General features: G+C 64.4%; 10 protein-coding genes. All 10 read right to left on the bottom strand.

Annotated elements, in window-relative coordinates:
• Positions 1 to 33 precede the first annotated feature (33 nt).
• Positions 34 to 1,080, bottom strand: a complete 1,047-nt coding sequence (locus XH98_RS35285) for a flagellar hook-associated family protein (protein WP_271598266.1) — start codon at positions 1,078 to 1,080, stop codon at positions 34 to 36.
• Entirely contained in the window at positions 1,080 to 2,558 is a 1,479-nt protein-coding gene (flgK, locus tag XH98_RS35280; protein ID WP_271598265.1) for a flagellar hook-associated protein FlgK, read from the bottom strand. Before flgK ends, XH98_RS35285 begins: the two co-directional genes overlap by 1 nt.
• Positions 2,559 to 2,604: 46 nt before the next feature.
• On the bottom strand, positions 2,605 to 3,843 hold the full coding sequence (locus tag XH98_RS35275) for a flagellar hook protein FlgE (RefSeq protein WP_271598264.1): 1,239 nt from the start codon (positions 3,841 to 3,843) through the stop codon (positions 2,605 to 2,607).
• 115 nt (positions 3,844 to 3,958) lie between these two features.
• Positions 3,959 to 4,540, bottom strand: a complete 582-nt coding sequence (locus XH98_RS35270; protein ID WP_271598263.1) for a transglycosylase SLT domain-containing protein — start codon at positions 4,538 to 4,540, stop codon at positions 3,959 to 3,961.
• Positions 4,491 to 5,828, bottom strand: a complete 1,338-nt coding sequence (gene fliK, locus XH98_RS35265; RefSeq protein ID WP_271621296.1) for a flagellar hook-length control protein FliK — start codon at positions 5,826 to 5,828, stop codon at positions 4,491 to 4,493. The genes XH98_RS35270 and fliK overlap by 50 nt, the downstream gene beginning before the upstream one ends.
• Positions 5,825 to 7,009: a chemotaxis protein gene (locus XH98_RS35260; protein ID WP_271621295.1), complete on the bottom strand. Its 1,185-nt coding sequence runs from the start codon at positions 7,007 to 7,009 to the stop codon at positions 5,825 to 5,827. Before XH98_RS35260 ends, fliK begins: the two co-directional genes overlap by 4 nt.
• On the bottom strand, positions 7,006 to 8,325 hold the full coding sequence (locus tag XH98_RS35255) for a MotB family protein (RefSeq protein WP_271598260.1): 1,320 nt from the start codon (positions 8,323 to 8,325) through the stop codon (positions 7,006 to 7,008). The genes XH98_RS35260 and XH98_RS35255 overlap by 4 nt, the downstream gene beginning before the upstream one ends.
• A gap of 7 nt (positions 8,326 to 8,332) precedes the next feature.
• On the bottom strand, positions 8,333 to 9,040 hold the full coding sequence (locus XH98_RS35250; protein ID WP_271598259.1) for a hypothetical protein: 708 nt from the start codon (positions 9,038 to 9,040) through the stop codon (positions 8,333 to 8,335).
• Positions 9,037 to 10,662, bottom strand: a complete 1,626-nt coding sequence (gene fliF / locus XH98_RS35245; protein WP_271621294.1) for a flagellar basal-body MS-ring/collar protein FliF — start codon at positions 10,660 to 10,662, stop codon at positions 9,037 to 9,039. Before fliF ends, XH98_RS35250 begins: the two co-directional genes overlap by 4 nt.
• Before the next feature lie 287 nt (positions 10,663 to 10,949).
• Positions 10,950 to 11,858: a flagellin N-terminal helical domain-containing protein gene (locus XH98_RS35240; RefSeq protein WP_057742869.1), complete on the bottom strand. Its 909-nt coding sequence runs from the start codon at positions 11,856 to 11,858 to the stop codon at positions 10,950 to 10,952.
• Between the last annotated feature and the right edge of the window lie 215 nt (positions 11,859 to 12,073).

Raw genomic sequence — 12,073 nt, 5'->3', positions numbered from 1 at the left:
GCGCAGGAAACTGAAAGCGTAAGCGGCTCGGGCTCAGAGATAGTTGATGAGACTGATCTTCTGGAGCTGCGAGGTCAGTGCGAGCGCCGTCTGGATCTGGGTCTGCAGCGTGTTGACGCGTACCGACGCTTCGGTCGGATCGACCTTCTCTATGCCGACGATCTGATTGTTCAGAATGTCCTTCTGAGTCTTCAGCTTGTCGGTCGCGTTGGTGATCCGCTGCTGGACCGTGCCCATGTCGCCGCCCAGCGTTGCGAGGTCGGTGATGGCGCTGCCGACGAGGCCGATGGCTTTGTCCACGACCACCTGGAACGTCGACTGGTCGAGGTTCGCATTCCCGAGATCGGCCATCATCGTATAAGCCTCGGCGAGCTTGCGAAAACCGGTCTGGTTGGCGCTGACGGATGTATCGGCGATCTCCGTCGTCGAGATGCGGCTTTGCATGACCTGGTCGGTGGCCGTTGACCAGTTGGTGTTCCAGGCAGGACTTGCGAACTCGGCGTCGAAGGGACCGTTGAGGAATGTCTGCATCTGGGCCGGCGTAATGGTGTTCACGCTGGCCGAGGATTGCGTGAAGCCGAAGGCCGCAAGGAAATCGGCATCGACCTTGTTCTTGCTGGCCGAGCCGGCCTGGTAAGGCGTGATCGGCTGGGTCTGCGTGTTGATGCCCGAGAACAGGAACGAGCCATTATAGGAGACGTTCAGCGCGCCGATCAGGTCCTGGAGATTGGAGGACGCCGGCGGCAGGATGATCCGGCCGCCACCATCGGTGCTGCGGGCCGCAATCAGGTCCTTGAGAAAATCAGTAGCGGTCGACCCGAGCTGGGTGATGCGGTCCTGGGTCACGTCCAGGCGTCCCCCGACCAGGCCGTTGGTATCGACGAGCTGGTCGGCGAAGCTGAGGTCCGCCCGCAAGGTGACGTCTCCCCCCGTCGTCGCCCCGAGCTGGAGGCCGACATCGGCGAAACGCCCGGTGGTCGCTTCCGTCGACGCTTTGCTCAGCGCAGCCTGGTTGTTCGTGATCGAATACCTCAAGGACGAGGACAGCACGAGGGTGGAAATGTAGTTGGCGCTCATCATCACGGATTCCCCACGGCGGCTAGCAAGGCTTGCAACATCTGGTCAACGGTCGAAATGATCTTGGAGGACGCCGAATAGGTGCGCTCGACCTGGAGCATCAACGACATCTCATCGTCCATGTTGACGCCGTTGACGTTCGACAGCGCCGTCGTGCTGCGGTCCAGCAGCGTGTTCTGATATTGAGAGCTGTCGCTGGCGGCCTTGCGCTGGTTCTCGATCCAGCTGGTCGACGACGATGCGTAGTCGATCAGGCTGCCGTTCGGCTTGCCCTGCGTTGTCGCATCGAACGGCTGCGACGCGTCCATGTTGCCGATGAGCTGCTGCAGCCGGGCCGAAAAGCCGCCGTTGCCCGCAGTGTTGTAGTTATAGGCCGGGTTCCCGCTGATGGCACCGTCGCGCAGCAGATTCGGGTTGCCACCCAAGGCGGGATCGACCGACGCCGCGACCGAGATCGTGCCGGCGAGGCCCACCGAGACGGTAGCGCTCGCGGGCATCGTCGGCGCGCCAGGGTACGTGAAGAGACCGGGAACGTTGGGCAGCGCAGCGGCCGTTTGGTCACTTTCCTTGAAAGCATTGATCAGGCCGCGGGCGATTTCGTCGAGCTGGCTCTGATAGGTGACCGTGTCGCTGTCGCGCAGTCGGGCGAGTCCGGAAAGCTTGCCGGACTTGATCGGCATCACCGAATTGGCGCCGGTCACCGGCACGCCGTCGATGAAGACCGCGTTACCCGTGATGCTCGCCGAATACGATGTGGTGGGAGCGAAAGTTACCGCCCGCGCCGTTTTGTCGAACAGCACCGCGCCGCTGTCGGCGTAGAGGGCTGCATCGCCGTTGGTGCGGATCGTCATCGTGACGCCGACCTCCTGCGACAATTGCGAGACGATGCTGTCGCGCTGGTCGAGATAGTCAGTCACGTCGTCTCCGGCGATTGTACCCTTCACGATCGCCGTATTTACCGTCTGGAACTGGGAGAGCAGCTGGTTGATGTTCTGGACCGACGTTTTCATGTCGGCGTCCGCACCCTCGCGCACCGACTGCACGGTCTCGGTCGCCTGGTTGAGCGCGGTCGCCATGTCTTTGGCGGAGGTGACGGCGGCCTGAGCCAACGTGGTGTTATCGGGCGCGTTGGCATATTGCTGCAGCGCCTGCTTCAGCGCGTTGAGCTGCGCCGTCGGCGACTGGTCGAGCTGCGGATCGTCCACCGTGGCAGCGGCGATCTTCTGGAGACCGGCATAGATCGCGCTCTGCGTGGCGGCTGCCGAGGTCGCGGTCAGGACGTTGCTGTACAGGCCCGAAGAGGCGGCGCGCTGGATCGCCGCGACGTAAACGCCGGCGCCGGGAAGATTATCCAGCTCGGTGATCTTGCGCGAATAGCCGGTCGAACCGGCACCGGCGATATTGCGCGAGATCGTCGAGGACTGGATGCCCGACGCCATGAGCGAGTTGCGGGCCGAATCGAGGGCTGAGGTAAGGGACATGGCGTGCTCTTGAACGTTCTCTGGCCCGGAATCGGCGTTGAGCTACTCAGCGCTTCAGGTTGACGACGACGTCAAGCAGATCTGCGCCGGTCTGGAACGATTTCGAGTTCGCGGTGAAGCCGCGCTGCGCCGAGATCATGTCGGTCAGCTCGCTCGCAAGATCGACGTTGGAGTCTTCGAGAGCGCCGGATTGGATGGTTCCGAGGCCACCCTGCCCGGCCAGACCGACCTGCACGTTTCCGGAATCAAGGTTCGGCGAATAGACATTGCCGACCTCCGGCGTCATGTGATCCGGGCTCGGCACGGTTGCGAGTGCAACCTGGAAGCTCTGCAACTGCGTGCCGTTCTTGAGCACCGCGCTCACCACGCCCTTGCTGTCGATGTTGACTTTCTCGACGGCGGACGGCGCGTTGCCATCAACGGTCGCCTTGAAGTCGAAGCTGGAGGCAACCTGGGTCATGGCCGAGAGGTCCATGGTGAAGGCCGAGCCGCCGGGGACGGTGAACGCGAGCGTCTTGGGGCTCGCTGCGGCCAGCGCGCCCTTTCCGGCCGCCGTGACGTTGAAGGTGAAACTGGTCGCAGCCGAGGGACCACCCGTCAGCAAGGCTGCGCCGTTGTAGACTTCGATGTCCCAGGTGTTCGCAGCGGTCTTCGCGGCATAGACGTCGAGCGTCACGGCGTTGCCGATGTTGTCGTAGGTAACCATCGACGTCTTCGACGTGTAGTTGCCCGGACCAGCAGCCGCCGCCGGAGCAGCGACGATCGCCGCGCTCGGATCCAGATTGGCAGCCACGGTCGCCTTGGTCGAGGGCGAGGCCTGCAACGCCATCTGGTTGACGTTGATGACCTGGAGGCCACCGAAGCCATTGGCGGCCACGTTGGGGATGGCGCCGTTCTGGATGTTGTAGCCCATCAACTGGAAGCCGGCGGTGTTGACGAGGTTGCCGGTGCTGTCGGGCACGAATGAGCCGGCACGCGTGAGGAAGTTGTTGCCGTTCGCATCCTGCACGACGAAGAAGCCGTTGCCCTGGACCGCGAGGTCCGTCGTCGAGGTCGTGAACTGGAGATTGCCGGGATCGGTGATGGCGTAGCGGACCGTGGTCTCGACCGCGCCGGAGTCGTAGTTGCCGGAGCCGCTCTTCAAGATCAGCGAGGAGAATTCCGTCGAAGCCCGTTTGTAGCCGACCGTGTTGACGTTCGCGATGTTGTCCGAGACCGTCGACAGCTTGTTGGACTGCGCGTTCATCCCGGAAACGCCGGTGCGCATAACACCATACAGGCTCATGTAGTGGGCTCCTTTGGCAGATTGGAATTACAATGCGGGGTCTTGCTTGCGCGGGGCTGATGGTTGGTGGCGATGCACAACTTGATGTCGTGCCTCGACATCTCAGGTCGTCGTTTCATGTTGTCTTGGGCTGACAGAACGAGCGCGCCTTGTCGGTCCACGCGCCGAAGCCGCTGGAGACGAGATGCGCAACGATGTGGCAGACGTAGCGCTTCTGCGCCGGTTGATTGTTGGGACCGGCATTGTAGCGGGCGACCGCCATGGTCCAGCTTCCCTCGCGCTGCTTCAGCTCTTTCAAGAAACGCGCGGCGTAGTCGACATTCTCCGCCGGATCGAACATCGCCCGCACCGACGCGAATTTGTCGCCGTGAAAATAGTGATTGATCTGCATGCAGCCGAGATCGATCAGCTTGATGCCCCTGGCCCGCATCGCCTCGAAATTCGCGATCGCATCGTCCATGTCCTTGGCGAACACGGTCTGCCCTTCGGCGCCCAATGCATAAGGATAGAGCGCGCCGCGGCGGCCGGTCTCGGTGAGACCGACCGCATAGAGGATGCCGAGCGGAATTCCGTGCTGCTGCGAGGCGCGCGCCATCTCGCGCTCGCAAGGGCGCGCAGTGTCAGTCGCCGCCGCGGCGACGCCGACATTACAAATAAACAGGGCCGCGACGAGTATGTGGCGCCACGTCCTGATCATGGCGTGCCTCCTGGTTGGGCTGCTGGTCTTGGCGGGCTTGCCTGGCGCCGCCGTCGGACTGGCCGGACGTGCCTGCACCGCCGAACGCGCCTTGCGACTGCGATGATTGCTGTTGCTGGCCGGAGAGATGCGGCTGCGACTGGCCAGATCCCGACTGGAACCCGTCGAGCGAACCGTGCTGCACCGGCGCGACGTCGGCGACATATCCCGCCGACTGCATCAGGTCGCGGATCTGATCGCGCTGCTGATCCAGCATCGTGCTGGTGTCCTTGCGTTCGGCGGCGAGCTGAACCGAGACCTCGTTGCCGACGAGACGCAGACGCATGGTGACATTGCCGAGATCAGGCGGCTCGAGATTGACGGTGAGGATCTTGAGCGGCTGATCCGGGGCATTGTTCTGCGTGCCCAAGAGATCCGTCGCGACGGACGCGGCCGGCGCGGGTGAACTCTTGAGCTCGGACACCACGGCGTTCGCCACCTGTTGGGTCGCGCTGAACGGCCCCACGGGAGGCAGATGAGTCTCCTGCTGGACGACCGTGACCTTGGTCGTCTCAGGCAAGGCGTCGCGGCCCGCGGACTTTGCGACGCGCTCGACATTCGCCGCGACGGCTTCGAAGCCCGGTGTTGCCGGCATGGCATCCGTCGGAGCGGCACTTCCCTGCGGCATCGCTGCAGCCTGTGCACCTGCGGCCGCCTGCCCGCGCGCGAGGGACGTGTCGGCGCCGGAACGCGCCACAAACGAAGGCGCGGCGGTGGATCCTGCGACGTCTGCCGCCGCCCTTGCGTCGCCGATGCCCTGCTTTGCCACTGACGGACGCTCGTCCCGGGCCGACGTCTCCTTCTTGTCGCCGGACGGCTGTGGTGTCTGCATTGCCGCCGCCTGCGCGGCAGCGAGCTCCTGCCCCAGCATCGCGGGAAGGTCCAATCTGGGCGAGACATCAGCCTTCGCGACCCGATCGAACTGCTCCGGCTTGTTCGACGATCTGGTCTGCTCGGTGCGTTCGTGCACCGGTTCATCCTTCGACGTGCCAGGCTCGCTCAACTGTCTCACGCGCGGGCGCGCCGGGGCAGCTTTGGTGGTCGTATCGGTGGTCGTATCGGTCTCCTGATCGTCCAAAGCCCGCTTGGCCATGTTTGAGACGGTGTGGAGCAGATCGTGAAACGAGGAATCGTCGGCGGTTTTAGTGCCCGGTGTTGCCACACCTTTCGTCGACCGGGTCACCCCGCGCGCAAGGCTTTCGGCGAGACCGGCGAAGAGCTGTCCGGAGGTTCCAGTGAGCTTGGTCATGGGCGATGATCCCTGGTGAGAAGCTCCAGTTCGCCGAGCTGCGACTTCGCGCGTGCGAGCGTCGCGTTGGACGAGGCAAGATCGATCCGTGCCGGCGTGGGCGGTGGCTTGTCGGCCATCATGACGGCCGCCGGTCCCGTGATCGACTTGCGAATGTCGAGCGCGAGCTGGAGGGTTGCGTTGAGGAGCAGGACATCGCGCTCCGCCAGCTTCGACCGGTCGAGCGCCCTCAGCTCGGCGAAACCGCCGTCATATTCGTCGGTCAGCGCGCGGGATGCGCCGCGATAGAAATGTGCGCGTTCCCGATCGGGCGCGGCATCGGCGCTGAGCGTCAGCGCCCGCTCGGCCGCAAGGCTGACGACTGTAAGCTTGCCGCGGATCAACGCACCGCGCGCAATCACCAGATACAGCTTGAGGCGGCTGGCGCGGTCGACATGTTCCAGCAGCGCCGCGACCCGTGCAAAGCGACGATCGTCCAGCGCAAGATTCGATTGCGTCAGGCCCGTGGAGAAACGCTGCCAGAAATCGCCGGCATAGACCGAGTTGCGGTAGTGGCGAATATAGGCCAGCGTCAGGAACTCGAACTTGTCGAAGTCCTCGGCCTGCCCGACCAGAAGGACCTCGCGCCGCAGTGCCGCCTCCTCGACCAGCGTGCCGGGCAGCAGCAGGCGTGCGTCGTCCAGACGCTCGATCGCGAGCGAGGCCTCTGACCGGGCGAACAGCGCGCCCTGGACCAGCGCCACCTGCCCGCCCATGCCGGACGAAATCGTGCGCGGCTTGACGTCCTTGAGCAGCTCCCTCGCCTCGTCCTGCCGTCCCTCGACATAAGCGAGCGCGCCGTCGAACAGCGCCTTGTCGACATTGATCTTGTCGCGCGGCAGCTTGCGAACGATCTGCGGCGCGCCGCCGGACAGCAGGTAGATCACGACCGCCTGCCCGTTCTGCGGGTTGCTCCACACGTTCGGATCGGCGGCAAGAAATTTTTCGCCGATCTGCCGGATCAGCGCGATGTGGCTGCCATGCGCCGCGGTATCGCCACGGGCGATGCCGTCTTGCACCGCCTGCAGCGTGCGGACGAGTTCATACGGCTCGCCCGACGGAGGCGCTGGATCGGAAAAGGCACGGGTCGCGGCCAGCGACAACAGCACCAACAGAACGGTGCGGAGCAGCGGTCTGGTCAAGGACGCTTCTCCCGGATCAGGATCTCGATCCGGCGATTTTGCGCGGCCGCAGGATCGTTCGGAAGTTTCGGCCTCCGGTCGGCATAGCCTTCGACATGCTCGATCCGCTGGGCATCGATACCGGAGCGGACCAGCATGTAATAAGCCATCTGTGCGCGCGCGGTGGACAGCCGCCAATTGTCGTAATTGTCAGATTTGTAGGGCCTGTTGTCGGTGTGACCACGTACGATGATCGTGCCGCGACGTTTTGCGATGAGCGGGCCGATCTTGTCGATGACGCGAACGAGCTCGGGCTGCGGCTCCGCCGAGCCGACTGCGAACATGCCAAAGCTCGTATCGTCGGTGAGGCTGACCAGCAGGCCTTCTTCGATCTGGCGGACCTCGGCCACCGGACCGGCGCCGGCCTTGATGTCCGACAGCGCGTCGGCAATCGCGGACTGGAGCTGCTTCACGGTCGGCTGCTGGGCCTGGGTGGCATCGCGCGCCTCCGACTCCTTCGGGACATCGGTCGGGCGCGCCTGCGGCGTCGCGTTGGCCTGAAGATTCGCTTGCGGGCTTGGCCGCATGGCGGCCTCGCGCGCAGACGGTGATGGCACCGGACCCGGCGGCAGCAGCGGCGACATGCTTGTGGACGACGCCTGAGCGTCGGGAGCCATGCTGCCGCCGGCATCATCGGTCCTGCCCCGGCGCGGCTCGCCCTGATTTGTGTTGGCCGGATTGTCGCGTGCCGAAGCACTCGCCTTCGGCTCGCCCTCCATGATCCTGTCTGCTTCCTTCGAAGCCTCGGGCGCAAGCTTCCAGTAGCCGGGATCGAACGGATCGCGATAGGCATCGCCGCCCTTGAGGCCGTCCTCTTCCGCAGACGTCAAAGCCCCGGCGCGCCGCTGGCCCGAGGCCTGGTTCGCGCTGGTCGCGATCTCGGCGAGAGTCGCATAGGGATCGCGGAACAGGACCTTCTCTTCGTAGAAGGGCGGCTTCTCTTCCGTCGGCGAGTCACCGCGGCGCTCCTCGTTCGGCCCGGCCGGCTTGCGCCGGCCGTCCTGCCCCTCGAACGGCGTCGACTCCTTCTTTGAGAGATCCTTGAGCCCCTTGGGCGCGGGCGCGTTCTCGGCGAGCTTGATCGGATTGAAGTAGCTTGCGACAATCTGCTTCTGATCCTGGTTCAGCGCGTTGAGCAGCCACATCACCAGAAAGAACGCCATCATCGCGGTCATGAAGTCCGCGTAGGCGATCTTCCAGACGCCGCCGTGCGCCTTCTCGTCCTCGAAGGCGCTCCGCCTGCGGATGATGACCAGCTCGTGCTTGACCTCCTCCATGGTGCAACTACCGGCGCGCCTCGTTCAGCCGGTCGACCCAGGTCGAGATCCGCGTCTCGATCGTGGTCTGATCGGCAAGGACGCGCACCTCGACGGTGTCGGCCGACTGGTATTCGACACCGGTGCGGCCGGCCAGATTGAGTTGTGCCCTGACGAGGTCGATGAGCTCGCTGGGGCCGGTGACGCGGAACACCGACACGGGCGAGTTCGAGGTCAACGCCGCGATCTGCTCGACCAGGGATCCGATCGCCTTGTCGCGAACCGCTTCAGCGAGGAATGGCAGCAATATCCGAGCCACCGAGCTTGCGATGTTGCTCTCGATCTCGCGGCAGGCCGCGTCGAAGCCGTTGACGATCGCGACGGCCTGCTGGTCGGACCATTTGGCCCGCTCCTCTCCCAGCCGGATCGCACTGCGGACCCGCTCTTCGGCGAGCTTGGCTTCACCCTCCGCAACACCGGCAGCATGGCCGCGCCGATAGGCGTCTTCGAGAAGGTTCAGCGGTGCAGCTTCCGGCGCAGACGCCGGAGGCGGCGGTTGAAGTTGCGGCTGCGATTGCGCCTGGCGCTCCTGGCGCTGCGGTTGAGGCTGCGGCTCGCGCCGGACCTCCTTCTGCTTCGTCAGCACGTCCTGGACCTTGGGCAGCGGAGCCGGAGGTGACTTGGCCCGGCCGTTGGCGTCGAATTGCGTCAGGAGTTTTCCGATTGCCGCGTTCATGCCGCCTCCTCGCGTCGCATCCAGTCCTTAAGGATTGCTGCCGCCTGCATCTGATCGAGGCGGACGATCTGCTCGAGCCGCTTCTGCGGCGTACGCTGCATCTTGCCTTCGAGGTCCTCGACGAGATTGAGCTCGGGGTCCTGGCTCTCAGCCAGAGCGAGGGCCGTGGCAGCTTCGAGTTCAGCCGCTTCGGCCGCCTCGCTCTGTTCCTGCGCTGCACGATGGGTCAGGATGCCGTTGACCGCCGGCCGGAGCCCGAACCAGACCAGCATCGAAGCGACGGCCAGGATCGTCACCGCATTGATCACGCTGCCGAGCTGCTTGTTCATCATCTCGACAAAGCTGATCGGCGGAACCGGCGCCAGATCGCGCGAGCCCTCCACGAAGTCGACCGCCGTCACCTGGATCTGGTCGCCGCGGGTCTTGTCCAGGCCGCCGGCGGTTGCCGCCAGCTGGCTGATCTCGGCGAGCTTGCTGTCGACGATGGCCTGGTTGGTCTTGTCGCCGAGGTCGGCGACCAGCCGAGCCCGGTTGACCAGCACGGCGATGAAGAGCTTCTTGACCGAGTAGCCGTCACTGACCGTCGTCGTGGTCTTGGACGAGACCTCGAAATTGGTGACGTCCTCGCGACGGGTCTTGTCCTCGCTGGAATTCTTGGTGCCGCCGGCATTGACCTGCTGGTCCGGCAGGTTTTGCTGGACCGTCGTCGGCGTCGAGCGATCGGCGTTCGATGACTTCTCGTTTTCGCGAACGTTGCGTACGGAACGCTCGGCGCGTGTCTCCGGATCGTAGACCGTCTCGTTGATCTGGCGCTTGTCGGTCGAGAGCTGGGGCGCGACGCTGACCTCGAAATTGTCCAACCCCAGATAGGGCGTCAACGCCTTGCGGATGTTCTCCTGCACCATTCCGCCGACGGTCTTCTGAAGGCTCGCCATCTTGGTCGGCGCGGCGCTGGCCTCGTCTTCCTCCGCCAGCAGCATCGAGCCGTCGGCATCGAGCACCGTGACCTTGTCGCGCGTCATGCCGGGAATGGCGGCCGCGACGAGGTGGCGGATCGACTGCGCCGTCCGCGCCTCGATCGCACCGTCAGTGCGCAGCACGACCGACGCGGAAGGCGGCTGCTGCGTCGCGCGGAACGAGCCGCGTACCGGCATCACGATGTGCACCCGTGCCGCCTTGACGCCTTTCATCAGCTGAACGGTGCGCGCAATCTCGCCTTCGAGTGCACGCAGCTTGGTCACCTCCTGCATGAATGAAGTCAGCCCGAGCGAACCGATCTTGTCGAACAGCTCGTAACCGGAATTGGCGCTGGTCGGCAGCCCCTTCTCGGCGAGCAGCATTCGCGCCTGCGCGGTCTGGCTCGGTCGCACCGAGACGGCATCACCGGCCGCGCTGATATCGAAGGTGATGTTCTGCTCGCGCAGCGCAGCCCCGATGCGTGTCACGTCTTCGCGCGTGAGGCCGGTATAAAGCGTTTCGTATTCCGGACGGCTCAGATAATAGGCGCCGCCGACCACGGTGACGAGGACGGCGAAGCCGATCAATCCCAAGGCCATCAGACGTCGCGGCCCAAGTTCCAGCAGATTGTTGAGCAGCTGCTGTAGCTGCGCGCGACTGAGCATGTGACCTCGTACCAATGCGAATGGCAAGGACACTCCGCCGCCAACCTTGTCTGAGGGTTGCGCAAGCATGCGAATAAGTCGCTTCGCAGGCGAGACGTTGCAATTTTGCAGGAAGTTCAGACGTCGCAACCGGCTCAACGGCAACGAGCGAGCGCCCGCGCGAACGACACGTCGCTTTGACGTCTGGCGTCAGGAAATCAATTGCGGGCACGTCATGTGCCGTCACGTCCGCCGGTCGAGGCGGGACCGTGCTCCCCAGGGAGCACGGTCGCTTTCGAAGCCGAGGCTTACTTGAACAGCGAGAGGATGCTCTGGCTATTCTGGTTGGCGATCGACAGCGCCTGGACGCCGAGCTGCTGCTGGGTCTGGAGCGCCTGCAGGCGGGTGGATTCCGCGTTCATGTCGGCGTCAACAAGCTGCCCGACACCGCGGGTCACCGAGTCCATCAGGGTCTTGACGAAATCGGTGTTGGTCGCGAGGCGGTTCTTGACGGCGCCGAGGTCGGCGGCAGCCGAGGCTACCGAGTTGATCGCGGCCGTGACCTGCGTGATGTAACCGTCGAGCGTGGCCTGGTCGGCTGCCGAGTCGGTCAGCGTTGAGATGCTGATCGTGTCGACCGATGCGCCGGCACTCACCTTGTCCAGGATACCGCTGGTGGACGAAGTGTAGAGCGAGTAGTTCGAAATCGTCAGCGTGATGGAGCCGATGGTCGGCGTGCCACCGACGCGCGAGAACGAGGACACCAGGTCGAACGTCGCGGGCGTGGCCGTCGTCGTGCTCAGCCAGTTCACGCCGTTGAAGGTCGCCGCCGCGGCGGTGCCCTTCATCTGCTGCTGGATCTGGGTGATGTCGGCCTGGATCTTGGTGCGGTCGATGCCGGCGGTCTTCGCCTCCACCAGCAGCGACTGCAGCTTGGTCAGGCCGCCGGTGCTGTCGCCGACAACGGCGGTCAGCGCGGTATATTCGGTGTCGACGGTCGCAGCCGACAGACCGAGCGAGTCGGAGACGGCGGAGAGCGCGGCGTTGTCGGCGCGCATCGAGGTCGCGATCGACCAATAGGCGGCGTTATCCGACGCGGTGGCGACGCGCTGGCCGGTCGAGATCCGGTTTTCGGTGGTCTGCAGATTGGAGCTGACGTTGCGCAGCGTCTGCAGCGCGGTCATTGCTGCGGAGTTGGTGAGAAGGCTAGAACTCATGTTTGACGTCCCCTGAAAACGACTTGAAATTGTTGGGACATACCGGGCTTGCACCGGTACGACAGGGCGGCATCATGCCTTTGGGCTGCAAAAAGCGCGCTCAACCTGCCGTAACGGCGGCGATAGCACGCGAAGTTTGGGCGAAGCTTGTGGCGTCGTGATTGCACCGGGGAGGAGCGACAGTTCGAGGCGCGAAGTCGAGATCTTTCCGGCAC

This window comes from Bradyrhizobium sp. CCBAU 51745 (assembly GCF_028128715.1).
GTDB classification, from domain to species: Bacteria; Pseudomonadota; Alphaproteobacteria; order Rhizobiales; family Xanthobacteraceae; genus Bradyrhizobium; species Bradyrhizobium manausense.
The sequence above is the reverse complement of the archived record's forward strand: the minus strand, read 5'-3'. Positions and strand labels throughout refer to the sequence as shown.